27 protein-coding genes and 1 tRNA gene are annotated in these 26,150 nt (G+C 62.4%); 11 read left to right on the top strand and 17 right to left on the bottom strand.

Features of this window, described 5'->3' with window-relative positions:
- The 4 genes from FA90_RS19915 to mscL are packed head-to-tail and all read right to left on the bottom strand — an operon-like array spanning position 1 to position 2,724.
- Positions 1-378, bottom strand: coding sequence for a cupin domain-containing protein (locus tag FA90_RS19915; RefSeq protein WP_036171878.1), 378 nt, complete (start codon positions 376-378; stop codon positions 1-3).
- Positions 379-405: 27 nt separating this feature from the next.
- A complete protein-coding gene (locus tag FA90_RS19910) occupies positions 406-1,101 on the bottom strand; it encodes a DUF2461 domain-containing protein (RefSeq protein ID WP_036171874.1) in 696 nt (231 codons plus the stop codon).
- A gap of 15 nt (positions 1,102-1,116) precedes the next feature.
- Entirely contained in the window at positions 1,117-2,265 is a 1,149-nt protein-coding gene (locus FA90_RS19905; RefSeq protein WP_036171872.1) for a Do family serine endopeptidase, read from the bottom strand.
- Positions 2,266-2,286: 21 nt separating this feature from the next.
- On the bottom strand, positions 2,287-2,724 hold the full coding sequence (gene mscL, locus FA90_RS19900; protein WP_036171869.1) for a large conductance mechanosensitive channel protein MscL: 438 nt from the start codon (positions 2,722-2,724) through the stop codon (positions 2,287-2,289).
- A 259-nt stretch (positions 2,725-2,983) separates the two neighbouring features.
- Between mscL and petA the strand changes: the two genes are divergently transcribed.
- From petA to FA90_RS25210, 7 genes are all read left to right on the top strand, one after another.
- Positions 2,984-3,598: a ubiquinol-cytochrome c reductase iron-sulfur subunit gene (gene petA / locus FA90_RS19895; protein ID WP_036171865.1), complete on the top strand. Its 615-nt coding sequence runs from the start codon at positions 2,984-2,986 to the stop codon at positions 3,596-3,598.
- A complete protein-coding gene (locus FA90_RS19890; protein WP_036171862.1) occupies positions 3,599-5,011 on the top strand; it encodes a cytochrome bc complex cytochrome b subunit in 1,413 nt (470 codons plus the stop codon). It abuts the gene before it with no gap.
- A 26-nt stretch (positions 5,012-5,037) separates the two neighbouring features.
- Positions 5,038-5,799, top strand: a complete 762-nt coding sequence (locus FA90_RS19885; RefSeq protein WP_036171859.1) for a cytochrome c1 — start codon at positions 5,038-5,040, stop codon at positions 5,797-5,799.
- Positions 5,800-5,887: 88 nt separating this feature from the next.
- A complete protein-coding gene (locus FA90_RS19880) occupies positions 5,888-6,499 on the top strand; it encodes a glutathione S-transferase N-terminal domain-containing protein (RefSeq protein WP_036171857.1) in 612 nt (203 codons plus the stop codon).
- A 100-nt stretch (positions 6,500-6,599) separates the two neighbouring features.
- Positions 6,600-7,097 (top strand): ClpXP protease specificity-enhancing factor, encoded by a 498-nt coding sequence (locus FA90_RS19875; RefSeq protein ID WP_036171855.1) that lies wholly within the window; start codon positions 6,600-6,602, stop codon positions 7,095-7,097.
- Positions 7,098-7,118: 21 nt separating this feature from the next.
- A tRNA-Thr gene (locus FA90_RS19870) sits at positions 7,119-7,194 on the top strand.
- Positions 7,195-7,306: 112 nt separating this feature from the next.
- Positions 7,307-8,749 (top strand): site-specific integrase, encoded by a 1,443-nt coding sequence (locus FA90_RS25210; RefSeq protein WP_051971945.1) that lies wholly within the window; start codon positions 7,307-7,309, stop codon positions 8,747-8,749.
- A 1,037-nt stretch (positions 8,750-9,786) separates the two neighbouring features.
- Here the strand turns inward: FA90_RS25210 and FA90_RS19860 are convergent.
- Positions 9,787-10,365, bottom strand: a complete 579-nt coding sequence (locus tag FA90_RS19860; protein WP_036171852.1) for a recombinase family protein — start codon at positions 10,363-10,365, stop codon at positions 9,787-9,789.
- Positions 10,366-10,549: 184 nt separating this feature from the next.
- On the opposite strand from FA90_RS19860, the gene FA90_RS26650 reads away from it, so the two are divergent.
- The 3 genes from FA90_RS26650 to FA90_RS19845 all read left to right on the top strand — a co-directional run bounded on the left by FA90_RS26650 (position 10,550) and on the right by FA90_RS19845 (position 13,656).
- A complete protein-coding gene (locus FA90_RS26650) occupies positions 10,550-11,275 on the top strand; it encodes a hypothetical protein (RefSeq protein ID WP_036171848.1) in 726 nt (241 codons plus the stop codon).
- Between the two features lie 725 nt (positions 11,276-12,000).
- Entirely contained in the window at positions 12,001-12,630 is a 630-nt protein-coding gene (locus FA90_RS19850) for a PEP-CTERM sorting domain-containing protein (RefSeq protein ID WP_036171845.1), read from the top strand.
- A gap of 270 nt (positions 12,631-12,900) precedes the next feature.
- Positions 12,901-13,656, top strand: a complete 756-nt coding sequence (locus FA90_RS19845) for a GIN domain-containing protein (RefSeq protein WP_036171842.1) — start codon at positions 12,901-12,903, stop codon at positions 13,654-13,656.
- A gap of 70 nt (positions 13,657-13,726) precedes the next feature.
- Here FA90_RS19845 and FA90_RS19840 read toward each other — a convergent pair whose 3' ends face one another.
- From FA90_RS19840 to FA90_RS19785, 12 genes are all read right to left on the bottom strand, one after another.
- Positions 13,727-14,053, bottom strand: a complete 327-nt coding sequence (locus tag FA90_RS19840; RefSeq protein ID WP_051971943.1) for a BON domain-containing protein — start codon at positions 14,051-14,053, stop codon at positions 13,727-13,729.
- Positions 14,054-14,145: 92 nt separating this feature from the next.
- Positions 14,146-15,201, bottom strand: a complete 1,056-nt coding sequence (locus FA90_RS19835) for a LytR C-terminal domain-containing protein (protein ID WP_081933957.1) — start codon at positions 15,199-15,201, stop codon at positions 14,146-14,148.
- A gap of 20 nt (positions 15,202-15,221) precedes the next feature.
- Complete coding sequence (locus FA90_RS19830) at positions 15,222-16,160, bottom strand: type II secretion system F family protein (protein ID WP_036171837.1); 939 nt, start codon at positions 16,158-16,160, stop codon at positions 15,222-15,224.
- Positions 16,161-16,182: 22 nt separating this feature from the next.
- Positions 16,183-17,157 carry a type II secretion system F family protein gene (locus tag FA90_RS19825; RefSeq protein WP_036171834.1) on the bottom strand — a complete coding sequence of 325 codons (975 nt, stop codon included), beginning with the start codon at positions 17,155-17,157 and terminating at the stop codon, positions 16,183-16,185.
- 21 nt (positions 17,158-17,178) lie between these two features.
- Positions 17,179-18,522 carry a CpaF family protein gene (locus FA90_RS19820; protein WP_036171831.1) on the bottom strand — a complete coding sequence of 448 codons (1,344 nt, stop codon included), beginning with the start codon at positions 18,520-18,522 and terminating at the stop codon, positions 17,179-17,181.
- A 19-nt stretch (positions 18,523-18,541) separates the two neighbouring features.
- Positions 18,542-19,717, bottom strand: a complete 1,176-nt coding sequence (locus tag FA90_RS19815) for an AAA family ATPase (protein WP_036171829.1) — start codon at positions 19,715-19,717, stop codon at positions 18,542-18,544.
- A gap of 39 nt (positions 19,718-19,756) precedes the next feature.
- Positions 19,757-20,032, bottom strand: a complete 276-nt coding sequence (locus FA90_RS19810; RefSeq protein WP_051971942.1) for a hypothetical protein — start codon at positions 20,030-20,032, stop codon at positions 19,757-19,759.
- 9 nt (positions 20,033-20,041) lie between these two features.
- Entirely contained in the window at positions 20,042-21,637 is a 1,596-nt protein-coding gene (locus FA90_RS19805; RefSeq protein ID WP_036171826.1) for a type II and III secretion system protein family protein, read from the bottom strand.
- A 19-nt stretch (positions 21,638-21,656) separates the two neighbouring features.
- Positions 21,657-22,520, bottom strand: a complete 864-nt coding sequence (gene cpaB / locus FA90_RS19800) for a Flp pilus assembly protein CpaB (protein WP_036171823.1) — start codon at positions 22,518-22,520, stop codon at positions 21,657-21,659.
- On the bottom strand, positions 22,521-23,858 hold the full coding sequence (locus tag FA90_RS19795) for an ATP-binding protein (RefSeq protein WP_036171819.1): 1,338 nt from the start codon (positions 23,856-23,858) through the stop codon (positions 22,521-22,523).
- Positions 23,859-23,980: 122 nt separating this feature from the next.
- Entirely contained in the window at positions 23,981-24,505 is a 525-nt protein-coding gene (locus tag FA90_RS19790; protein WP_036171814.1) for a prepilin peptidase, read from the bottom strand.
- Positions 24,506-24,564: 59 nt separating this feature from the next.
- Positions 24,565-24,744 (bottom strand): Flp family type IVb pilin, encoded by a 180-nt coding sequence (locus tag FA90_RS19785; protein WP_036171810.1) that lies wholly within the window; start codon positions 24,742-24,744, stop codon positions 24,565-24,567.
- Between the two features lie 331 nt (positions 24,745-25,075).
- Between FA90_RS19785 and FA90_RS19780 the strand changes: the two genes are divergently transcribed.
- Positions 25,076-26,113 (top strand): GGDEF domain-containing protein, encoded by a 1,038-nt coding sequence (locus FA90_RS19780; RefSeq protein WP_036171807.1) that lies wholly within the window; start codon positions 25,076-25,078, stop codon positions 26,111-26,113.
- The last annotated feature ends 37 nt before the right edge of the window (positions 26,114-26,150 follow it).

Genomic DNA, 26,150 nt, shown 5'->3' with positions numbered 1-26,150 from the left:
TTACGCCGCCGACGTGTTCGGCTTGTGGGTCGGACCGCCGCTGTTGTCGCCCGGGTGCAGCAGGATGGTCATCAGCGCGACTGCATCCTGGTTGGCGCGGATCGCGTGCGGTTCGCCCGCGGCCAGGTAGACCATCTCGTTCGGCTGCAGCACGGTGGTTTTGCCGTGCGCGTCGAACGCGATCTCGCCTTCCAGGCACAGCAAGGTCATCTCGCCCTCGACGTAGTGCTCCGGCATCGGCTTTTCCTTGGGCAGCACGAGCCGGATCAGCTCCATGTGATCGGTCTTGATCAGGGCGATCGACGTGAAGTTGGCGATATCGTCCTCGCCGCGGCGCAGTTCGATCCGTTCACCCGAGCGTGCATGTTGTAAAGCCATTGTTTTCTCTCCCGAGGCCGAAACCTCTTATTCTGTGTCCTCGAACGTTTCAGGCACGCTGCGCAGCCAGGTGACCAGCGCGAACGCGTCCTTGAAGCCTTGCGCGAGCTGCGGCACCAGCTTATCCGGCGCACTCAGGTCGAGCGGCACCTCTTTCCAGACGAAATAACTTTTCAGCTTCAGGTAATCGATCAGCGGATGATCCGGATCGAAGCCTTTCGGCGGGCGCTGCAATTTTCCTTCGTCATGGCGCAGGTCGCCGTAGGTCTCGCGCAGATGTTTATTCTTCAACATTTTGGCAAAACCTGTCGCATCGTTGACGACGTGCTCGCGGATCGCTTTCAAACGCGGGGCCGGCGGCAGGTATTCGCCGGCCCCGAGCAGCAGCGTACCGTTGGCTTCGATGTGAAAATAATAGGTCGGCCCGGCGCCTGCGCTCGGGCGGCGCTTGTCGCCCGGCGCGATACCGGCCGAGAAATGGGTTTTATACGGCGTCTTGTCGTTGGCGAAGCGGGTGTCGCGCTGGAAGCGGAACATCGCCTTTTTCGGATTGCAGGCGCCCACGGCCGGGTCGAACTTGCCGAGTTCACGAATCAACTGAGCCAGCACATCCGCGAACTCGGCCCGCAAAATGTCATAGCGCGGCTTGTTCCACAAGAACCAGGGCCGGTTGTTGTTCTCCTTGAGTTCGCTCAGGAACTGCGTGAGGTCGTGCAGGTGCATGGGGCTCCAATCGATTTATGGGGTCTGGCGCGGTCGCCGTCCGATCGTGACGTCGAGCGTGGATTCGTGGTTCTTGCGCATCACGGTCAGGCGGGCCTTGCCGCCGGGCGGCAGCGCGGCAATAAAATTCATCATGTCGCTGGTGCTGGTCACCTTCTTGCCCTGTACCGCCACCAGGATGTCGCCCGGCCGCATGCCGGCGCGGTCGGCCGGTCCGCCGCGCACCACGCCGGCGATGATCGCGCCATGGTCGCGGCCCAGGCCGAAATTGTCGGCCAGCTCGGGCGTGATGTCCTGCGATTCCACGCCGATCCAGCCGCGCACCACCTGGCCGTGCTGGATGATCGAATCGAGCACGGTCTTGGCCGTCGACACCGGAATCGCGAAACCAATACCGACCGAGCCACCGGTCTGCGAATAGATCGCCGAGTTAATCCCGAGCAGGTTGCCGCGCGTGTCGACCAGCGCGCCGCCCGAGTTGCCGAAATTGATCGCAGCGTCGGTCTGGATGAAATTCTCGAAATGGTTGATGTGCAGGTTGTTGCGGCCCAGCGCGGAGATGATGCCCAGCGTGACAGTCTGGCCGACGCCGAACGGGTTGCCGATCGCCAGCACGACGTCGCCGACGCGCGCCTTGTCCGGATCGCCCAGCACGATCACCGGCAGGTTTTTTTCCTTGATGCGGATCACGGCCAGGTCGGTTTCGGGGTCGGTGCCGACCACGCTGGCCGGCGCCTTGCGGCCATCGGCCAGGCCGACCTCGATCTCGTCGGCCCCCTCTACCACGTGGAAATTGGTCAGGATATAGCCTTCGCCGCTGACGATCACGCCCGAGCCGAGGCTGGCCATCTGTTCCTGCGGCGGCATCTTGTCGCCGAAAAAGCGCTTGAAAAACGGGTCTTTCAATAGCGGATGGGCCTCGTGCATGGCCTTGCTGGTCAGGATGTTGACCACGGCCGGCATGGCGCGGCCGGCGGCGTCGCGGTAGCTGCCGGAGGCGCTCGAGCCGGCCGGCGTCTGCAGCATCGGCACCGCATGGTCCGGGCCGATGCCGACCTGCACCGGCGCGCGTCCCAGCCACGCCGGCCGCAGCGCCGCGACCACGACGTAAATGCCGAGCGCGATCGTGACGGTTTGCGCAAACAGGAGCCAGAAACGGCGCATGGAGGTCGACCGGAGTTGGTTTTAAGAGCGGTTTTTCAGGGCGTCGCGGATCTCGCGCAGCAGCACGATGTCTTCCGGCGGCGGTGGCGGCGCGACCGGCGCCTCGTCCATCTCGTGATGGAAGGGGCTGCGCAGCCGGTTCATCAGGCGCACCATCTGGAAGATGACGAAGGCCAGGATCAGGAAGTTCAGCAGGATCGTCAGGAAGTTACCGTAGGCCAGCACGGCGCCGGCCTTCTTGGCCTCGGCCAGCGGCAAGCCGTAATGCTGACCGTTGAGCGGGATGTAGTAATTGGCAAAGTCGAGGCCGCCGAACAGCTTGCCGACCGGCGGCATGATCACGTCCTGCACCAGCGAATCGACGATGCGTCCGAACGCGCCGCCGATGATCACGCCGACCGCCAGGTCGACCACGTTGCCCTTCATCGCGAACTTCTTGAATTCTTCCAACATCGCCATCCGCCTCCCCTTGTCGTCTTGGACACACCGTGCCGATGATACAGGAAAGCCGTACGGTCCCGCCCGAGCGAACGCGGCGCGCAATTCGCCTCACAAATCCAAAATGCATGCTTGGATGGGGTCAGAAGTGCGGGATGATTTTTTCTTTAATTTGCAAAACTGTTCACATATAATCGATTGTTGCATAAAAGGCTTTTACCTGTTTGCAACGCATTGCATTGCAACATTTCGCGTTTCGCTTTTGACGAATGGAGTTGGTATGAGTAATGAGAAGCGGGTCGATTCAGGCCGGCGAGGCTTGCTCGTGGCTACATGCGCGGCGGGTGGCGTTGTCGGTGTTTCAACGGCCGGGGTCCTGGTCAGTACCTTACAGCCCTCCGAACGAGCGAAAGCGGCCGGCGCTCCGGTCGAAGTGGACATCTCCGACGTCAAGCCAGGCGAAATGAAAGTGGTGGAATGGCGCGGCAAACCGGTGTGGATCTTGCGCCGCACCCCGGAAATGCTGGCTACCTTGCCGAAAAACGATGCCGAGCTGGCGGACCCCAACTCCGACAAGCCCTACCAGCTGCCGACGCCGGACTACGCCAAGAACGAATTCCGTGCCCGCAAGGAGCACAAGGACGTGCTGGTAGCGGTCGGGATCTGCACCCACCTCGGCTGCTCGCCCTCGGCGCGTTTCGCCGAAGGCGCCCAACCCAACCTGCCGGACGACTGGCGCGGCGGCTTCCTGTGCCCTTGCCACGGCTCCACCTTCGACTTGTCGGCGCGCGTGTTCAAGAACAAGCCGGCGCCGATGAATCTCGATATTCCTCCGTACATGTACCTGGCGGAAAACAAGATCGTGATCGGCAAAGACGAAAAAGGGGAGGCGTAAATGGGCGCAGCGTTCAAGGAAACCGAACTCCCCGCCGACGCACCGAAAAGCCGGAAGGCGCTGGCCTGGGTCGACGACCGTTTTCCACTGTCCAAGCTGTGGAACGACCAGTGGGGCAAGTATCACGCACCGAAGAACTTCAACATCTGGTACCTGTTCGGCTCGCTGGCGATGGTGATCCTGGTGCTGCAGATCGTCACCGGCATCTTCCTGACGATGTACTACAAGCCGGATGCCGGCCTGGCCTTCTATTCGGTCGAAACCAACATCATGCGCGACGTCTCGTGGGGCTGGCTGGTGCGCTACATGCACTCGACCGGCGCCTCGGCCTTCTTCATCGTGGTCTACCTGCACATGACGCGCGCCCTGCTGTACGGCTCGTACCGCAAGCCGCGCGAACTGATCTGGCTGTTCGGCTTCGCGATCTTCCTGTGCCTGATGGCCGAGGCCTTCTTCGGCTACCTGCTGCCGTGGGGCCAGATGTCGTACTGGGGCGCCCAGGTGATCGTCAATCTGTTTTCCGCCATCCCCGTGATCGGTCCCGACCTGTCGCTGTGGATCCGCGGCGACTACGTGGTCTCCGATGCGACCCTGAACCGCTTCTTCGCTTTCCACGTGATCGCGATCCCGCTGGTGCTGCTGGGCCTGGTCGCAGCGCACCTGGTGGCGTTGCACGAAGTCGGCTCGAACAACCCGGACGGCATCGAGGTCAAGGAAAACCTGGGCCCGGACGGCCATGGCGTCGACACGATTCCCTCGCATCCCTACTACACCACCAAGGACCTGTTCGGCGTCTCGTGCTTCCTGCTGATCTACAGCGCGGTCGTGTTCTTCGCACCCGAGATGGGCGGCTTCTTCCTGGAGCACAACAATTTCCTGCCGGCCGACTCGCTCAAGACGCCCGGCGAGATCGCCCCGACCTGGTACTTCACGCCGTTCTATTCCGTGTTGCGCGCCACCACGTCCGACTTCATCTGGGTCGTGATGGCCGGCATCGCCGCCTACGTCATCTTCATCTGGCTGCGCTCGCGCCTGTCGTACAAGGCCAAGGTCGGCATCACCGTGCTGGCCGTGCTGATCGAGATCGGCATGCTGACGCTGGAGGCGAAGTTCTGGGGCGTGGTCCTGTTCGGCTCGGCCGTCGTGATCCTGGCCCTGCTGCCCTGGCTGGATCAATCACCGGTCAAGTCGATCCGCTACCGTCCGAGCTGGCACAAGACCGTGTACGGCGTGTTCTTCGTGGCCTTCCTGACGCTCGGCTACCTGGGCACCAAGCCGCCCCAGCCGACCTCGACCCTGATCGCGCAGCTGTGCACGCTGCTGTACTTTAGCTTCTTCCTGCTGATGCCATGGTGGAGCACGATGGGCCGCTTCAAGCCGGTCCCGAACCGTGTCACCTTCACGCCGCATTGATTCCGGAATCCAGCCAAAGGACGATCATGATGTCTGCAAAAAAAATGCTCGCGATCCTGGCCCTGTTGCCGGGACTCGCGCTCGCCAGCGAAGAAGAATTCCAGTACGACCGCGCGCCGGAACGCAGCGACATCGGCTCGCTGCAAAACGGCGCCAAGCTGTTCGTGAACTACTGTCTGAACTGTCATTCGGCATCCGCGATGCGCTACAATCGCCTGCGGGATCTGGGCTTGAGTGAAGACCAGATCAAGAACAACCTGCTGTTCTCGGGAGAGAAAGTGGGCGACCTGATGAACGTCGCATTGCGTCCGGCGGACGCGAAAGCCTGGTTCGGCGCGGTGCCGCCCGACCTCTCCGTGATCGTGCGCGCCCGCGCTTCCGAAAAGGGTTCGGGCGCCGACTACATCTACACCTACCTGCGCACTTTCTACAAGGACGACACCCGTCCGACCGGCTGGAACAACATGGTCGTGCCGAACGTCGCCATGCCGCACGTGCTGTGGCAGCTGCAGGGCGTGCGCACGGCCAGGATGGTCGAGGAAGCCGATCCGCATGAGCCGGGCAAGAAAATCCACCGTTTCGACGGCTTCGAGCAGGTCAGCAAAGGCAGCTTGACGCCGGCGCAGTTCGACGAGCAAGTGGCCGACCTGGTCGCCTACATGGACTGGATGGCGGAGCCGGCACGCGAGACGCGCAAGCGCCTGGGGGTCGTAGTGTTGATTTTTCTCACGTTTTTCGTGTTTTTGGCCTGGCGTTTGAATGCTTCGTACTGGAAAGACGTAAAGTGATTTGATTTGCCCGGTTATAATGCGGGCAATATTATCTTGGGGTGAGCCGTCGGCTTCACCCCTTTGTTTCTTGAAGGAACTATAAACCATGATGGTTCTCTATTCCGGCACCACGTGCCCATTCTCTCAGCGCTGCCGCCTGGTCCTGTTCGAAAAGGGCATGGACTTCGAGGTGCGCGACGTGGACCTGTTCAACAAGCCCGAGGACATCTCGACGATGAACCCGTACGGCCAGGTGCCGATCCTGGTCGAACGCGAGCTGATCCTGTACGAATCGAACATCATCAACGAGTACATCGACGAGCGCTTCCCGCATCCGCAGCTGATGCCGGCGGATCCGCTGATGCGCGCGCGCGCCCGCCTGATGCTGTTCAACTTCGAGAAAGAGCTGTTCGTGCACGTGAACACCCTCGAGAACGAACGCAGCAAGGTCACCGACAAGAGCCACGACCGGGCCCGCGCCGAAATTCGCGATCGCCTGACCACGCTGGCCCCGCTGTTCCTGAAGAACAAGTACATGCTCGGCGACGAGTTCTCGATGCTGGACGTGGCGATCGCCCCGCTGCTCTGGCGCCTGGACCACTACGGCATCGAACTGTCGAAGACGGCGGCCCCGCTGATGAAGTACGCCGAGCGCATCTTCTCGCGTCCGGCCTACATCGAAGCGCTGACCCCATCCGAAAAGGTGATGCGCCGCTAAGCCTGACAGCTGCGACACCGTTGCACGCCAGTCTTCGACGCGCCACGGCGAATCGAAGTACACTGGCGTGTAACAACTGTTTCAATCCGCGAACCTGAACATGCCAGACATTTCCACCAAACCGTATCTACTGCGCGCCATCTACGAATGGTGCACGGACAGCGGCTACACGCCATACCTGGCGGTCAAGGTCGACGCCGCGACCACGGTCCCGATGGAATACGTGAAAAAAGGCGAGATCATCCTGAACATCAGCTACGGCGCAACTTCCGGGCTGAAAATGGACAATGACGCCATCACTTTCCGCGCCCGCTTCAACGGCGTCTCGCGCGAGCTCTACATCCCGGTGCAGAACGTGCTGGCGATCTACGCCAACGAAAACGGCCAGGGCATGGCCTTCGACGTGAGCACGACCGCCGCCGAGACGGCGCCGCCGCCTGCGCCGGTTTCGGCGCCGGAACCCGCCAGCGTTGCGCCTGGGCTGTCCGCCGTCCCCGGCAAAACGGCGCCTTCGCTGACCGAGGTGTCGCACGTACCTGACGACAACGACGAACCACCGAAAAAAGGTGGCCGCCCGACGTTGACTCGAATCAAATAAGGGTATAATCCTGGCCACATTGCCGGCTTAGCTCATCAGGTAGAGCAGTTGATTTGTAATCATCAGGTGGCGGGTTCGAGTCCTGCAGCCGGCACCAGTTTCAAGCCCTTAGATCGCATAAGTCGTTGATTCGACTAGGATTTTAAGGCGCACCTAAGCATGAGTGGTATCACAAATGGGTATCATACCCGTACCACTTACGCTACCGCATGCCTCTGCTTGCCTTATCCCCAATCGTGTCCGTCAAGGTAAAACATCTCTGGAAGAAGCCTTCCAGTTCCCTTCTCTACTACCGCCGTCGGATTCCTGACGACATCAAGCCCCTGCTGGAAGCCTCTGGTTCGCCTTGGGCTGGCAAGCCGCAGATCGTCATCAGTCTGCAAACTACCGACCCTAAGGCAGCAGCGCCTAGGATTGCGAAGCTGGCCGAGCAGCACGATAAGGAATGGGAGCAACTGCGCAACCCGTCTAAAGCTAGAACGCTGGCCCAGGGAGAGCAGCTTCTCAGGAATAGGGGCATTGACCCTGCTGCACCCAATGCTGACGAAGAAGCGTTAAGCGTCTTCTTCGATGAGATTGAAGACAATCTTCCTGCCAAGGTTCAGGACAATTTGCACGAAGCATACGAACATGGTATCTCGGTTAATCCGAAGCGGGATATCGACCCACACCTGCCCCCTGTTGTCGCTACGGCCCTTCAGATTGCCCAAGGACGCCGGGAATTCACCCTGAGCGATTGTCTTGACCAATACATCGCTTCTCGGTCCGAAAAGACCGCTAAATCGGGAAAGATTGCTTTTGGGTATCTACGCGATTTCCTTAAGTCCGACCGTGCGCTTGCTTTCATCCGTCGCCAAGAAGTAAATGACTTCGTCAAATGGCTGCGTGCTGGCGAGCACAACAAAGACGGCAAGCCGATCGCCACCACGACGGTTCAGCGTTACCTGAACTGCATCAACGCTGCTGTCACGCGCGCAATCAAGGAGAACGAGCTTAATATTCCCAATCGGTTTTCCAGCGTTGACATCCCCGACATGGGAAAGGATGTTCAAAAGCGCATTCCGTTCGACTTGCAGCAGTTGCGGTCACTGCACCACGGCATTGATGAATGGGTCGTTGTCAAAGGCTGGGATCAGCCCCGTTGTATTGTCACGATTTTGGCTGAAACCGGGTGCAGGCTGGCGGAAGTCACCGGTTTGGCCTTGGCTGATGTTTACCTTGATGACGATACCCCGTACATCGATCTGAAAGAACACCCCTGGCGTTCACTGAAGAACTCGGGAAGCGCCCGTAGGGTGCCTTTAACGCCTAGGGCGGTACAGGCCGTGAAGGCCGCTCAGACCGTCGCCAATGGTTCCAAATTCCTGTTCCCCCAATACACGACGGCGAAGGCGTGCAGCATCAACTCGGTGTCGGCTACCTTGAACAAATGGATTCGTACCCGCGACAGTCTTCAAGGTGCAGGGCTGACCTGCCATAGCCTGCGTCATTCGATGAAAGACCGTCTGCGCGCTGTCCAGTGTCCCGATTCCGTCCAAGACCAGATTCTTGGTCATACCACCCAAGGAGTCGGTGCTCGGTATGGACAAGGGTATCCGTTGGACCTGTTGGCCGAGTGGGTTAATAAGGCTATGGGGGCTGTTCGGGGATAGGCCCATACTAGGCCCTAGGACACCCTACAGTCCTTTCTTTCGCGAAATGCAGGGGTTTGGACCAGCTTACGTAGAAAACACCCTAAAACGTCTATATGGGCTTCCTACGATCGCAATGGTCGGTAATGATCTGCCATGCCACCTTCATCGTCAGCAACGGTGGATTTTCTACCAATAAGCTTGCTGCAAAGCCATAGGAAGCCCTACTGGGCGTTTTGTCGTTGCGGTGCAAGGTTGATGTCACGCAGATGGAGAAAACGCCTTAGAAGCCCTCTCGTGGCTTCCTGCAACGACCGCATAAGCAACCTTTGTCTGGCTGAGCATGGGATCGCCCCAAATGGTTCAAATAGCCTTTGGAAGCCCTTGGTCAAGCTTTGACTAGGAACTATGGGGCTAGGCAGGAAAACGCCTGAAAACGCGTCTAATCGCGTTGCAAGAGTTCCGCTATCAAACGAAGTTGGCGGGATCGAAAAAACACCGATCAGGGGTCTAGCTGATTCCTGCCTTGATGACCACTTACACAGAAAAAAACACCAACCAAGACTATGCGTCTCGATTGCCAAGCGGGTGGTAGGGAAGACCAAGTGTTCAGTATCCTTGGGTTCATATGGCAGGCTTAAGAACTACTTATTCTTTAAGTTCACCCATTGGCGCATACCAAAAGGAAAGACCATAAGCCTTAGTAGAAGGAAGACCATCAGCCTATAGACTTCCTTGGAATTCCATAGGTTTCTTAGTCTTTAGTAAGGTGCATTCTTAGTAAAACCATCAGGTAAAACCTTTAGGTATTGTCATTTGGTCTGTGCCATAGGGGTAGTAGGGTACCTACAGATTCCTTGGTTGATCTAAAGATTCTTCAGTATTGCCCCCCTACCCCCCACGGTAGGCTGCTTCCTCTTCTCTCAGGTGTGGATTTTAGCTTTTCGTGTGGTCTTGCTACGAGTTCCCAAGGGTCGGTCTTCGTTCAAGAAGGCGTAAAGCCGCATACCCTAAATAATCAGTGCCTAATAAATAGGCAGATGAGACAGGCGTACCACCTATGCCATGTTTGCACGCAACCGCATAACGGTCTGACGGGACGTTTGGTGCGCCTTGGCAATCTGCGCGATAGGGACGCCAGCTTGGATTTGCTGCCTAACCTGTTCCTGCTGGGCCACCGTAAGGGCTGAAGGTCTCCCGAAGGCCTTTCCTTCAGCCTTAGCACGATTGATTCCAGCATTGGTACGTTCAATCAGCAGATCACGTTCAAACTCAGCCACAGCGTTGATAACTTGCATGGTCATCTTCCCTGCTGGGCTAGTCAGGTCAACGCCACCCAAAGCAAGGCAGTGAACCCTGACGCCTGACGCTTCCAGACGCTCCACAGTCGTCCGTACATCCATCGCATTACGCCCAAGGCGGTCTAGCTTCGTTACAACGAGTACGTCACCCTGTTCCAGCTTGTCCAGTAGCTTAACGAACCCCTTACGTTCCAACGCAGCCACCGAACCGGAAACAGTCTCCGTAACGATGCGCTGGGGGGCAATGCTAAAACCCGCTGCGGCGATTTCCTGTACCTGGTTCTCAGTGGTTTGGTCAGCGGTGGATACGCGGCAGTAGGCAAAGACTCGGGACATTAGTTTTCCTTAGGGTGTACGAAACTGATGTACGAATCATACACACTGTACGTAAATAGCTCAAGCATACTTTCGTACAGGCCTACCTGATGTGTACGAAAACGGTCATTTCCGTACAGTGGGTAAATTGGCACAGAGTACTGGAACTGGTAGGCTGTCGAGCTATCAAAGAAAAGGAGTTGTAATGGGAACCGCAGCCTCGACGGAGAAAATTATTGCTCATGCAACGTACTTGCTTAATGACTTTCTTCAGTTGCGGGAGCGGTACGAAATGCTTCACCCCATGCTTTTTGATGAAAACGTGAATCGTCGGTACGAATCGTCAAAACAGGGGCGCGGGTTCACCGTACTGCGACGATCATTGTTTCTGTCTTGCTGCCAAGACATCGCAAAACTAATGCGGGATTTTGATTCAAACACTCCAAGTATCAAACGGATTTTGACTGACATTGCAGTACCCGAAATACGCGCAGACCTTCGACAGCGAAACTGTGACGCAGAATTGTTGAGTGAAAGGTTAGAAACCGACCCCACTTTGGCAGCGATTTATCGAGCTAGAGAGCGTGACCAAATCGTCAAGTACGAAACTGAGTTCGACCGTAAATATGATGCAGTAATGGCAGCTTGGGCAAACCTAAAGAACTGCGCGATCATTGCGGACTGCTACACGATTCGCAACAAAATTACCGCACATACCGAGGTTCTTCGGACAACCTACCAGCCGATAGACATCAGTAAATTAGGTATTACATATAGGGACCTGAAACCCACCATTGACGCTATGGAAGGACTTGTCGAAATGGTTGGGGGGCTTGTTCGTGGAACCAGCTTTACATGGGAGCGGTTCAATATGGTCATGACTACGGCAGCAACCGACTTTTGGCACGACCAGGGACGCGATATCACTTGACCCGACGGCTATCATTGCGCGTTGGCGTTCCCAATGTCTAAATCCGTGTATGAAGAAGTGCACGGATCAACAGTGCAGCGAATTAGAACCTGCTGACGCTACTGCTGACCAAGCAGCAGGTCCACGCATCAACGTTATCGACCCTCGGAATTTTTCTGTGTTACTGGCAGAAAGACCCCTCCCATCTTCCATAGCCAGCCAATTCAAAGCTCCGTTAAACCCTTTGTTTCGTTGTTGTTGTTGGGCGTTTAGCGGGTGAGTAGGTTTTCCATATGCCAGTTCCCCCCTCCCCCTACCGCCCCGCAGTAGGGCACAAGGTAGCCCCGGCCTTCACGTCCCAAGTGCCCCGGTAGGGTAGGCACTACAGGCCTAACAAAGACTCCTCAGGTATCACATGGGCATCACATCGGGTAACACAAGGCATCTTTGACACATGCGTAGAATAGCTTGCACTCATCAGTAAGCCATTGATATGATTGGGTTTTGCGGTACACTTATCCCCACTCGTACACAGGTTGTGATGCTGGTTCGATGTTTGCAGCCGGCACCAGTTTCACGCGAAAGCCCAGCCCTAGCGCTGGGCTTTTTGCCGTCGAAATATCTTACAAAAGGTCGCTTCCCGCAGCCAACGACAAGTCAATTCCCTGTTTTTTAAGCAAAATTTCTTTAGGCATTGTTTTTGCTCATCTTTTGTCTCCAACCCAACATCTTGGAGGAGACACAAAATGTTCAAAACCATGCTCAAAGCAGGTCTGTTCAGCACCCTGATTCTCGCCGGTGCGCTAGCCAGCGCCACCCCTACCACCTTCACCCCGTCCAACGATGCGACCGGCATGACCGTGTCCAACAACGCCAACGAAGGCTGGGACAACCATCGCGGAATCGGCTTCAATGTCGCTTCGCAGCAGACCTTGTCCAGCGTCGGCGTGTATCTCGACCTGAGCAGCGCTGACCTGCAGTACGGCGTGTATGAGATCTCGGCGTCGGAAGGCGTTTTCGCCCGGACGCGGCTGCTGGCATCCGGCGGCTCGACCGTGTCGACGAATGGTTTGCAATGGATCGACTACGGCGTCGGCGACATCATGCTGAACACGGGCACGAATTACCTGATCGAATTCGCGTTCGGCGGCCCGTCGAACCAGATTTTTTATTTCAATAACCAGAACGTCGCGTGGTCGCAAGGCGCGTTCACGTCAATCGACGGCACGCTGGGCGACGATTTCTTCAATTCCGTCGTCGGCGGCTTCCGGATCAATGCGCTCGAACCGGCCGGGGATGTGCCGGAGCCGGCCTCACTGGCCTTGATCGGGGCCGGCATGCTCGCGTTGCGCGCCGGTCGCCGCCGCAGTTCCTGATCAGCCTTCAGCGCGGCGCGACGGTGCAGCAATCGGCGCCGTCGCGCTTGCCAAAGCTGAAGCGCACCGGCACGTAATTGCAAGCTGCGTGGCCGGTGCGATGGTGCCGGAACCATCGGCAAATCGACCTTCCCTGGGAGGAGCTGCAAGAGTGAAATAGGTGGAATTTGCGGTCCATACCGCGCAGCGTGCAGTCCGTCGCAATCCGGAGGCAACCGCGGTGGCGCCTGCCTATGATGGTTTCATCAGCCATCCACCGGAGAACACGACATGAACAAACTGCTCGGCGCCGCCTTCCTGGCCACTACCCTGTCGCTGGCCGCGAATGCCCATGCGGACGAGGTGCGCGAAAACCGCACCATCGACGCCAAGGTCTCGAAGATCCATCTGGGCGGCGTGATCCGCCTTGCGCTGCACCAGGGTCCGACGCCGTCGCTGGTGGTGTCGGGCGAGCGCCGCTACGTCTCGAAGATCACGACGGTGCAGCGCGGCGACACGCTGACGATCGACATGGAAAACAATACGCATATGGAAGGCAAGTCGAACCTGCGTGCCGATTTGACGGTGCCGAACCTGCAGGAGTTCGTGTCGCAGGGCGTCGGCCAGAGCGAGGTGACGGGCTTTAAAGGCGACAAGCTGGTGCTGTCGCTGGATGGGGCCGGTGCGGTGCGCTTTGATGGGCAATACCGCGACGTCGACGCGCGCCTGGGCGGCGTCGGCGGCTTGACGCTCAATCCGGGCCAGGCCGAGCGCATCGAAGTGCACCTGGGCGGCACCGGTCATATCACGGTAAGCGGCCAGGCCAAGGTGTTTCGCGCGCACCTGGGCGGCGTGGGCGGCCTCGACGCGCAACAGCTGCGCGCGGAGACGGTCGATCTCGACATGTCCGGCCTGGGCAGCGCCAGCGTGTATGCGAAGACCGCCGCCAGCGTCAACCTGAGCGGCATGGGTTCGGCCACGGTGTTTGGCAAGCCGGTGACGCGCAATGCGACCACCAGCGGCTTTGGCAAGGTCAGCTGGCAATAATTGCGCCGGAAATATGAGCCGGCAATAAACGCACCGGTGCGCGGCCGCAGCCGCGCAGCCGGCGACGCGCTTATTTGACGACGATGTCGTTCTTGACCGAGGTCACGCCCTTGATGTCGCGGGCCAGCTGGGTGGCGCGGTCGGAAGCCTGACGCGAGTCGACGAAGCCGCTCAGCTGGACGGTGCCCTTGAAGGTTTCGACTTTGACCTGGTAAGCCTTGACCGTCGGGTCGGCGGCGAAGGCAGCCTTCACCTTGGTGGTGATGACCGAATCATCGACGTATTCGCCGGTGCCTTCGCGGGTTGCGGTCGGGGCGCAAGCGGCCAGCGAGACCAGCAGCGAGCCGGCCAGGACCGATTGAGCGATGGCGATTTGGACTTGACGGGTGAACTTCATGGCAATTCTCCGAGTTGTTTGAGGTTTTCATTATGACTATTCTCATCCAACCCTGTCGCCCAATACTGTTGTGAAACCGACACTGCGGCGGCTCAGGGCGCGCCAGCCGCGCCCGCACGCGCTGCGAGCAAGTCAGATGCACGCTTGGGAATTTTTCGCGACGGCAGGTCGTGGCCGATCACCAGCCGCAAATCCGACCGTCCGACGCTCTCGATTTCGACCGGCGCACCGGCGCCGATGAGCTCGGCCAGCTGCTGCGCGACGCCGCGGAAGGCCTGGTGGTATTCGATCCGGGTCTGGCGCACCCCGAAGCCTTTTTCGTTGGTGATCCTGACCACTTTCACGCCGGCGTCGCGCAACTGGCGCGAGAGCTGGCGCGCGATGCCTTGCCGGCCGTTGCCGTTGCTGATCTCGAGCGTGGCCGCAGCCGGCGTGACAATGCGCTTGGCGGCGCTGGAAGACACCACCCGGCGCAGTTCGAGGATGCCGCCTGGCTTGCCGACCACTTCGACGGCCCAGTCGCCGTCGGCGCGCACCGGGGTCGCCAGCGCCTGGGCCAGCGCCGGCGACTTGGCCTTGGCGCCGGCGGCGGCGTAATCGGCGCGCAGATCGTGCTCGCGCAGCGCGCTGGCCTGGCGCAGCATCTGTTGAGCGCGCTCGTCCTGGCCGAGCTTTTGCAGCGTCTCGCCGAGGTATTGCCAGGCGCGGTCGTTGAGCGGATTGAGCAGGCAGGCCTTTTCCAGCGCGACCGCGGCCTTCTCGTATTGGCCGTCGAGGAAGTAGGCATAGCCCAGGTTGCCGAACAGGTAGGCGACGGCCGGGCCCGACGACAGCGTCGCGCCGCGGGTCAGTTCGCGCCAGATCGGCACCGCCTTGTCGAAATCACGCTGCTCGGCATACGCGATCGCCAGGCCGTTGAGGGCATTGACGTGGGCCGGGTCGTCGCGCAACGCCGTCTGGTAAGCAGCAATCGCCTCGTCGTAGTGGTGCGCCAGGTGCAGGTTGCGTCCGCGCAGATAAGCCTCGTCGGCGTTCGATACCGCGGCGGGCGTCTTCGGCTCGTCATGCGGGACCAGGTTGCTGCAGGCCAGCAGCAGCGCGCCGCTGCACAGGACGGACAAGGTATTGAGCAGGATTCGGGATTGCATGACTCTCTCCGCTAACTCGACTAATTGTGGTTGCCCAGGACGGCGCTGAAGGTGCGCATGATCTGGATGGCGGCCGGGCCCAGCAGCACCATCAGCAGGGTCGGGAAAATGCAGAAGATCAGCGGGAACAGCAGCTTCAAGCCGATCTTGGCCGCCGCTTCCTCGGCAACCAGGCGGCGCTTGTTGCGCAGGTTTTCCGAATGAATGCGTAAGGCATCGCCGATGCTGGTGCCGAAGCGCTCGGACTGGATGAGCATCGCGACCAGGGTGTCGACGTCGTCCAGGCCGACGCGCAGCGCGAAGTTGCGCAGCGCCTTGTCCTTGCTGAAGCCGGCGCGCATTTCCATCAGCACCAGCTGCAGCTCCTGCGCCAGGGTCACGCTCTTGATGTGGATTTCGGAGGCGACCTTGACCAGCGCACGTTCCAGGCTCAGACCGGCCTCGACGCAGACGGTCAGCAGGTCCAGCGCGTCCGGGATGGTCTCGAAGATCTCGCGCTTGCGGCGCGCCACGAGGCGCGTCAGGACCATGTTGGGCAGGTAGTAGCCGCAGGACGCCGCCAGCAGCAGCAGGAACAGCATGCGGGTGCCGGTCAGGGTGCCGGGCGCGAAGGCCAGCGCGACGCCGACGACGCCGGGACACGCCAGCGCGAGCGCGCTCTTGGATGCGAAATACAGCGTGGGAACGGCCGGATTGCGCCAGCCGGCGTTCATGAAGCGCGTGCGCAGCGCCGACTTTTCCCAGCCTTCTTCCGGCACCGAGAGCCGGCCCAGCGGCCGCGCCGCGCGCGCGATACGCTCGGTCCAGCTGCCTTCGGGCTTGCTGTCCTCGGTACGGCCCATGAAGCGCGCCAGGCGTGCGCGCAGCGCGACCGGCGCGAACAGCATCATGCCCAGCCATACCAGGCCGCACACGATGGCGAAGACGATCAGCAGGAACGACAGCTGGGGGATGCTCATCGAAAGCTCCTCGGCGAAGGCGTCAGATACGGATACGGATCACGCGGCGCAGCCAGAACACGCCGACCACGATCATGCCGCACGCGTACCACAGCAGCCTGATGCCGGTAGGGTCGGTCCACAGGGGCTGCACGTAGCCCGGATTGACCAGCAACAGCATGCCCAGTACCCCGAACGGCAGCAGGCCCAGGATCCATGCCGACATGCGCCCCTCGGCCGACAGCACGCGCACCTGGGCGACCAGCTTCAGGCGGCCGCGGATGATGTGGCTGATGTTGGTGAGGATCTCGGCCAGGTTGCCGCCGGTCTCGCGCTGGATCAGCACGGCGATGATCAGGTAGCGCAGGTCGGTGAGCGGGATGCGGTCGGCCATGTTGTGCAGCGACTCGCTCATCGGCACGCCATAATTGATTTCTTCGCGCGCGATGCGGAATTCGCCGCTGAGCGGTTCGGGCAGCTCGTTGCCGACGATCTGCAGGACGTTGGTGAACGAGTGCCCGGCGCGCAGCGCACGCGCGATGAAGTCGGCGGCTTCGGGCAGCTGCTGCTCGATGCGCAGCAGGCGCCGCGTGCGCGCGCGGCGCGCGATCACCGTCGGCAGCAGCGTGAACAGCAGCGCGATTGCGGCGCGCAGCGCCAGCGGCAAGGGCCAGTGCGCGACGATGAACGCGCCGACCAGCAATGCCGCACAGCAGGCCAGCATGAATTGTTCGACCGACCAGCGCATCCCCGACTGCACCAGCAGATGATCGATGCGGTGCGCCAGCATCACCCGGTGCAGCAGGCGGTCGAGCGAGCCATGGCGGCTGAAGCGGCGCTGCTTGAGGATCGAGATGCGCTCGGACCGTCCCGGGCCGCCCGACATCAGCTTCAGGCGGCGCGCCACGCGCTGGGCCGCGGCGCCGTGCGCGCTCGCCCACCACAGGTAGGCGCCTTCGATGCCGAGGATGACGGCGGCGAACAGGAAGACGATGAAACCGTAGAACATGATGTCCATGCGTGGCTCCGCGGCGCTGGCTCAGGTGAAGATGCGGTCCGGATCGAAGGTATCTTCCGGCACCGGCGCGCCGTACATCTTCAGGCGATCGGCGAAGCGCGGACGCACGCCGGTCGCGCAGAAGTGGCCCTGCACCTTGCCGTCGAGATCGACGCCGGTCTGCTCGAAACGGAAGATCTCCTGCATCGAGATGATGTCGCCTTCCATGCCGGTGATTTCCTGCATGCTGACCACCTTGCGCGTGCCGTCGGTCAGACGCGAGGCCTGCAGGATCACCGTGATGGCCGAACAGATCTGCTGGCGGATGGCGCGCGGGGTCAGGTTCACGCCGGCCATGCTGACCATGTTCTCCAGGCGCGACAGGGCGTCGCGCGGCGTGTTGGCGTGGATGGTCGCGAGCGAGCCTTCGTGGCCGGTGTTCATCGCCTGCAGCATGTCGAGCGCTTCCGGGCCGCGCACCTCGCCCAGGATGATGCGGTCCGGGCGCATGCGCAGCGAGTTGCGCACCAGCGCGCGCTGGGTCACTTCGCCGCGGCCTTCGATGTTGGGCGGACGCGTCTCCAGGCGCACCACGTGCGGCTGGCGCAGCTGCAGCTCGGCCGCGTCTTCGATCGTCACGATGCGCTCGTTGCCGGGAATGAAGCCGGAGATCAGGTTCAGCAGCGTGGTCTTGCCGCTGCCGGTGCCGCCCGAGATCAGGATGTTGATCTTGGCCAGGCCCAGGCTTTCGAGCACCTTGATCATCGGCGGCGTGACGCTTTTATAGTCGAGCAGGTTCTGCACCGTGAGCGGGGTCGCGCCGAAGCGGCGGATCGAGACCAGCGGACCGTCGACCGCGAGCGGCGGAATGATCGCGTTCACGCGCGAGCCGTCCGGCAGGCGCGCATCGACCATCGGACTCGACTCGTCGACGCGGCGGCCGACGCGCGAGACGATCTTCTCGATGATCTTCATCAGGTGCGCGTTGTCGTGGAAGCTGACGTCGGTCAGCTCAAGGCGCCCGCGGCGCTCGACATAGACCTTGTTGAAGGTGTTGACCAGGATGTCCGACACGCTCGGGTCGTTCAGCAGCGGCTCGAGCGGACCGAAACCGAGCATCTCGTGCTGGATGTCGAGCACCAGGTGGTGGCGCTCCTGCTGGTTCAGCACGATGCGCTCTTCCTCGACGATGCGCTGGACCAGCAGCGCCAGCTCGTGCTTGAACTGCTCGCTGGTCAGGCGCTTCAGGCGCTCCAGATCGATCCGGTCGAGGATCATCTGGTGCATCGACTTCTTCAGCTCCTGGTAGGCTTGTTGCGCCACCGCCGGCATCGGCAGGTATTGGCGCTCCTCGTCCGATCCGGACAGGCGCTCGCGCAGGGACATGGTGGACTCCTCGAGAAGGTCAGTAATCGGCGTCGCCGCGGCCGAACAGCCGATCGAACAGGCCCTTGCTCTCGGCCACGCGGCGCGCGGTCACCACCTCGACCAGGTCGGCCAGGCTGCGCGCGGCGGCGCTGCCGCGCGCCAGCTGCAGCACGGGGATGCCCTGGTTGACCGAATCGGTGACGGCGACGTAATCGTTGGGAATGGTGTGCAGCACTTCGGCGCCGAGCGCCGCATGCAGGTCCTGCAGGCGCAGGCGCCCGCCTTTTTCATAGCGGTTGACGATCAGGCGGATGTTGTCGGTGACGTAGCCTAGCGAACGGAAGATGTCGAGCAGGCGGCGCGCGTCGCGGATGTCGGGCAGCGCCAGCTGCAGCACCGGGTAGATGGCGTCGGTGCTGTCGAGCGCGCGCAGCGAGACGGCATCGATCTGGCGGCCGACGTCGAGCAGGATGTAGTCGTAGTTCTGGCGCGCCACGCGCAGGATGGTGTCGATGTGCTCGGGCTTGGCTTCGATCACCTGGCCGGGATCGTCGGCGGCGGCCAGCACCCCGAAGCCGGGCGCGACATGCACCAGGCAGGATTCGAGGAACGGCCCGTCGATGCGCGCGATCTGCTGCGAGACGTCGGTCAGCGTCATAGCCGGCTTCTGGTCGGACACATACAGCGTGGCGTCGCCGAACTGGCGGTGCAGGTCGATCAGCAGCACCTTCTTGTCGGCCAGGGTCGCCAGCGCATAGCCGAAGTTGGTCGAGATGAAGGTAGCGCCGCTACCGCCCTTGCAGGCGATGAAGGCGAGCACCTTGCCGTCGCGGCTCGACGCCACCCCGGCGCTGGCCGCGATGCGGTCGATCGCCTCGTGCAGTGCGCCGTGCACCAGCGGCAGCGGCAGCACCTCGCGCACGCCCGCGCGCATTGCGCGGATCAGGAGGTCGGGCTGGTGGTTATCGGTCAACAGCATGAAATGCGCGGCTGCGTAGTGGCGGGTCAGGCGCTCCAGCAAGTCGCCATCGGCCGCCTCGGCGCCGCTGGTGTCGACGATCACCATGCTGGGCGTGTCGGCCAATGGACGATCGAGCGCGTCACGCAGCGTGGTGCGGCTGGCGGCCACGTTCAAGGGCGGCACGCGCGCCGCGCCTTGCGAAGCGATCTCCGCATAGAGCTGGGTGTCGCGGCTGATCAGGAGGGCTTTCATCGGTTTCCTCGGGGCGACGAGCGCCCAGGTGATCTGGGATCATCGGGTTCCACTTGCGATCATCGGCTGGTTGGCGTTGGCGTCGCGCTCCTTGAACGATCGCTGATAGCGCTCCTGGGCGGCGAGCGCCGCGGCGCCATCGACGCCGGCGACCGGGTCGGCGTTCGACGCCGCCGCCGGATCGAGCACCTGAGCGGACAGGTTGGCGCGCACGGCATCGCCGAACTGGCCATTGAAGCGCGGGGTCGAACTGCATCCCGCCAGCGCCGCGCCGAACAGGGCGGCGAGCACGAGGTGATTGCGTCTGGGGGCCATCGCTCTCTCCTATTTCAGTTCAAAGCCGCCGCTGCTGTGCACCGGCTGCTGGATCAGCGCTGGCGCCGACAACGCCGCGGTCGTGTTGCCGGGCGGCGGGCCGTCGAGGCGACCGCCGATCATGACGGCGCCGACCGAGGGTTCGCCGACTTTGTCGGTCGGCAGGACATAGCCCGCGCCAGGCAGCGGCTTGACCAGGTGCGCGGTGATCACGAACACTAGTTCGGTGCGGTCGGACTGGTAGTCGGTACTGCGGAACAGCGCCCCGAGGACCGGCACGTCGGCCAGCAAGGGCAAGCCTTTCATATTGGTGGTCAGGTTATTCTTGAGCAGACCGCCGATCGCGAAGCTCTGGCCGTCGTACAGCTGGACCGTGGTGCTGGCGCGGCGCGTGGTCACGACCGGCAGGATCGAAGTGCCGGTCAGGCTGCCGGTCGTGACGCCGATGCCCTCGCGCGACAGCTCCGACACCTCGGGCGCGACGTGCAGGCTGATGCGCCCGCCCGCCAGCACGGTCGGGGTAAAGCGCAGGCCGACGCCGAATTCCTTTTCTTCCAGCGTGATGCGGTTGTTATCCTGCGCCACCGGGACGTAGAACTTGCCGCCGGCGAGGAAGCTGCCTTCCTGACCACTGAGCGCCATGACGTTCGGCTCGGCCAGCACGCGCACCAGGCTGTCCTGCTTTTCGGCCGAGAATCCCGCGGAGCCGAGCGTACTGCCGCGCACCCTGGACGCGCCCAGCGAACCCTTGTTGTTCCCGGTGATGAAATCGGCCACCAGCGTCGCGCCCCAGCTGCCGGAGCCGAAGCGCCAGCTGGTGCCGGCCTCCAGGCTTTCCAGCAGGGTCTTGGAGACTTCCGCGACTTTCACTTCGAGCTGCACCTGCTGTGGCGCCGCAACCGCCAGCAGGTTGATCACGCGCGCGCCCGGCTGGCTGACGGCGCCGGCGCCGCTGGCGTTCGTACCGGGGGCGGCGCCGGCGTTCGGATTGGCCAGCGCATTCAGGCTGGCCTGGCCGTCCGCCTTGTCCGGCACCGGCAAGGCATGCAGCGGACGGCGCACGTAGGCCGTGGCCAGCTCGACGGCACGCGCCACCGCGGCGGCGTCGCCGACGATGCCGGACAGGACCAGCGAATCGGCTGCGGCCAGCACCTTGATGCCGCGCTCTTCCGGCATCACCGCGGCCAGCGTCGCGCGCAGCGGTTCGGGATCGATCGCGACGGTGATGTCGAGCATGCTGCACAAGCCGCTGCGGCCCTGCACGATCATATTGGTGGTGCCGACGTCGACCCCGGCGATGTACAGCGTGTCCGGCGCCACCAGCAGCGCCTGCACCACCGCCGGGTTGCCGACGCTGCGATGCTGAACCGTCTCGGGCAGGCGCAGCAGGCTCGATTTGCCGACCTGCAGTGCCAGCTGCGCCGGCTTGGCGGCCTCGCCCTGGCAGTGCGGGCCGACTTCCATGCGGCCCGGCGCGGATTGGGCCGACGGGTTGGCATCTTGCGCAGCGGCCTTGGCGGCGCCATGGGCGGCGCCGGTGGCGCACAAGGCCAGGCCGGCAAGCAGGCAGCGGACGAGCGGCGTAAGCGTCAGGCTTCGGTTCATGGCATCACCCTGGATAAATTCAGAAGCATTCCTGCGTCATGCGCAGACCATTGAGCACGCTGACGCAATCGCGCCGAACCGGTGCGGCCGTCTTCACGACCACTGGCGCACGCGCCGCAGGCTTTGGCGTGGACTTGGACACGTGCTTGGGCGGCGGCGCCGGCGGCGCAACCGCATCGGGCAGCAGGGTCAGCTTGGTCGCGCCGTCGGTCTGCGCCGATTGCGGATCGACCTGGTTGCGCAGCGCCAGCGACAGCGTCCCGACGCTGCGCGCCAGGTCGAGCTTTTCGGCCTGCTCCGGCGTGACCTCGAGCGTGACGGCATTGACCACCTTCGGCCTGGTTTCGTCGCGGTTCACTTCCTGGGCCACGGCCAGCACCAGGATCCGCTCCAGCACGATCTTCGAGATCGCCTGCTCGCGTCCGTTCGAAGCCGGCGCCGGGTCCTTCTGCATGCTGACGATGATGTCGACGTAGTTGCCGGGCAGCGCGAAGCCCGCAACGCCGATCACGTCGTTGACGCGCACCGTCAGCGCGCGCCTGCCCTCGGTGATCATGGCCGACAGCCCGCCCTGCGTGCCCTGCGGCGCCAGGCGCGTCTCGACCACCGGTTCGCCGATCAGGATGTTGGTCTTCAGGACGCGCCCGTCGAGCTTTTGCGGATCGGTGAAGGCGCCCTTGGGCACGCTGTCGGTCGGCCACTCGGCCAGCTTGAACATCTCGGGCGTGAGGCGCTGGCCGAGACTGATGTCGGCCGCCGCCACGACGATACGGCCGTTGGCCCCGCCCGGCTGGTTCAACAGCCAGCGCGAGGCGGACACCACGGCGGCCAGTCCGAACAGGACGGCGACGGCCATCACGATGAATGCGCGTTTGTTCTTCATTTAAGCCTCCGTGGCGCCGGCGATGAACATGCTGCGCCAGGCCTGCTCGACCGCGACGACGCTCAGCTGCGCCTCGCTGCCGGCGAAGCCGGCGAAATCGGCGATGCGGTCCAGCAGCTCGCCCGGATAGCACGCCAGCAGCGCGCGTTTCGAGGCGCCGTGCAGGCGCTCGACCAGGTAATCGGCCGCGCCTTCGTCGTAGTCGATGCGGCGCAGCCGGCACTGGCGCCGCAACAGTGCGTGGTAGGCGGCCGGCGACCACGGCCCGATTTCGGCCTTGTAGCCGATACGGCGCAGCGCAGCGTCGTCGAAGACAGCGAGCGGCGCCTGGTTGGTGGCGAACACCACGGCGGCATCGAAAGGCACCAGCTCGGCCTGGCCGCCTTGCAGCGTCAGCTGGTCGATGCCGGTATCGAGCGGACCGGTGAAGCGGTTCAGCAGTTCGGCGGCGGACAGGCGCTGGCGGCCGATGTCGTCGATCACCAGCATGCCGTTGTTGGCCTGCAGGTGCGGCGGCGCGTGATACACGCCTTCCTCGGCGTCGAAGCGCAGGTCGAGCATGTCACGCCCGAGTTCGGCGCCGACGTGCACCAGCGGGCGCTGCGAGACCGCCCAGCGCGCGTCGCAGCTGCGCCGATCTTCCTGCTGGCGTGCCAGCGGCGGCGGCGACACGTGCAGCGCCGGGTCGAACAGGCGGATCACCTGGCGCCCGATGATCAGCGCATAGGGCACGGCGATCGGTCCCGGCAACAGGCGTCCGAGACGCTGGGCCAGCTGGGTCTTGCCGCTGCCCGAGGGGCCGTACAGCAGCAGCGAACGGCGCGCATACAGGGCGGCGCCGATCACGTCGCGGGTCGCGGATGGCAGGCCGTCTTCACCCAGCGCGGCGGCCAGCCGGGCTGGCGTGACGCGTTCGCAGTCGGCGTGGCGCAGCGCCTGGCGCTCGACCATCGCGCGGTAGGACGCCAGCGTGACCGGGGCCGGGCCGACGTAGCGGCAGCGCGCCTGCGCTTCGGCGGCGCCGCGCTGGCCGATCGTGGTCAGCTGGTATTGCATGTCGATGTCGGACTCGCCGCACCAGGCGACTTCGACCTGCTGCTCGGCGATCAGGGGATTGAGCACTTCGCGCAGCACGCTGATCGACAGGCGCAGCTTGGCGGCCAGGACCGGCAGCGGGGCCTTGCCGATCGACTGGACCGCCTTGAGCACCAGGTCGGTGACGAAGCGCGGCTCGAGCCCGGTGTCGCGCACCGTCTTGGCCTGACGCGGCAGGATCGGTGTGATGTCCGTACCGGCCGGTGCGGGCGCGGCCTGCTCAACGCGCGGCGCACTTGCCATAGTGCCTGTCGAAAGCGTGTCAATCATCGGAACCCCCTTGAGCTGCGTGTTTTCCGAAACATGTCGGAATCGATTCTAGCGAGCGGTCTTCGTCCCACCCTTGCGTTGTGCCAAAGGCGCACTCAACCATAATGACGAGCCAGTACGGCGACGGTGCCGATGGCGATCGCGACGCCATACGGCATGGTGCCGGCGCTCTTGTCCTGCGCGGGCACGATGGCGCCGTGGCCCAGCGTGACGAGCCCCAGCAGCATACGGCCGATGTTGCCGATGGTCTGACGCAGGCGGCCGCGCGCCACGACCAGCACCAGGGCCATCACCCCGCCGGCGCACCATGTCAGCACGGCGATCTCGAAAGCCAGGGCGGCGCCGGTGAAGGCGCCGACCACGGCCATCATCTTGACGTCGCCGGCGGCCATCCCGCGCAACAGGTAAAACGGCAGAAAGACTGCGAGTCCGAGACCGAGGCCGCTGAAGGCGCGCAGCAGCGCGGTGCCGGGCTCGGCGGACAACAGGTGCAGAACCAGCGCAACGGACAAGCCGGTCAGCAAAAGACGATTGGGAATGCGGCGCGTGGCCAGGTCGTTGACGGCCGCAATGCTCACCAATAAGAGCAGCACCGCGTTGAGATATTGCTCGGTTGGCATGGCGATCCTCCAAGAAAAAACCCTCCGGGCGAGATGCCCCGGAGGGTTCACGGTGACGCTTAAGCAGTCTTCAGTTTCGAACCGATGAAGTCGAACATGTCCGACAGCTTGCCACCCAGTGCGGTAGCGGCGACAACGATGCCGACACCGACCAGCGAAGCGATCAGACCATATTCGATCGCGGTCACACCGTTTTCGTCAGCGGCAAACGTTTTGACGGCAGAGATGAAGTTGCTCATGAAAAACTCCCATATGGTAGGTTAATGAAACACCGACACGCTGTTGAGCTGCCTGTTGCGGCTGACTGCACCGCATTGCGTGTCAGTGAGTTCACTATACGAGGTGATGCCGCACGGCAAGTTGACTATGAACAACTTTGCTTAACGGAACTATATTTTGTAGAAAAGAATGAAACCAGACCAACCCTAAGCCAGACGCATGACAGCATGGACAGAAAGCGCTTATCTCGACAAAAATTGCATTCTCGCAATTGAAAAGAATGCAAAAAGGCTATATTCTGTTCAGCTTGCTCTTTGTGAAAGTCCGGCTGACGACATTGCTGAGAACGACATGGATTCGCTTCTGAAACACATGGTGGACATGACCGGTCACCGCGACCACGCGATGCTCGACATCTCCGTGATCTCGGCGGTGCAGGAGCTGGCTGGCGCCATTCAGACGCGGATTGTCAGTATCCAGGGTGGGGCCGGACAGCAGGTGCTGCGCGCGCGCGCCAGTATCCGCCGGGGCAGCGCTGCGCAGCTCGAAGAGTCGTACGAAGCGACGCCGGGCGAGCCGCTGGCCGTCTATCCCGAGCTGGCGCGCTGCCTGGGCGAGTGCCGCGCCAGCGCCGAGTCGGTGCAGCCCGACGGCACCCGCATCCTGTGGCTGCCGCTGTGGTTCGGCGACAAGGCCGGCGCCTGCCTCGAGATCCGCAACGACCACCCGTTCGCCGCCGACACGCTGCACACGGTGGGCGGCATCGTCGGCGTGTACCGCAACTTCCAGAACCTGCTCGACTACAGCGAGCGCGATTCCCTTACCGGCCTGCTCAACCGCAAGACCTTCGACGACCAGCTGGCGCGCATGCTGCATGGCGCCCACGAACCCGACGCGCGCCAGGGCGGCCAGCCCGAGCGGCGCCAGCCGCACGCCGAGGAAAAGCAATGGCTGGCGGTGGTCGACGTCGATCATTTCAAGACCGTCAACGACAAGTTCGGCCATCTGTACGGCGACGAGGTGCTGATCCTGATCGCCAACCTGCTGCAATCATCGTTTCGCGCCCAAGACCGGGTATTCCGCTTCGGCGGGGAGGAATTCGTGGTGCTGCTGCGCTCGACCACGCTGGAAGCCACCTGGAAGATCATCGAACGCTTCCGCAGCAACGTCGAGCAGCACGTGTTCCCGCAGGTAGGACGGGTGACGGTGAGCGTCGGTTTCGTGGCGATCCGCGCATTCGAATCGCCGGTGGTCACGCTGGGCCACGCCGATCAGGCGCTGTATCACGCCAAGAGCAGCGGCCGCAACCGCGCCTGCCACTACGACGACCTGGTCTCGGACGGCGTGCTGCAGACGGTCGCCTCGAACGACACCGCCGAATTCTTCTGATCACGACAGGCAGCGAAACCGTGCCCCGTCCCCGGTG

It is taken from the genome of Massilia sp. 9096 (genome assembly GCF_000745265.1).
Classification (GTDB): domain Bacteria; phylum Pseudomonadota; class Gammaproteobacteria; order Burkholderiales; family Burkholderiaceae_D; genus Telluria.
This window is presented reverse-complemented; position numbering and strand designations above follow the sequence as displayed.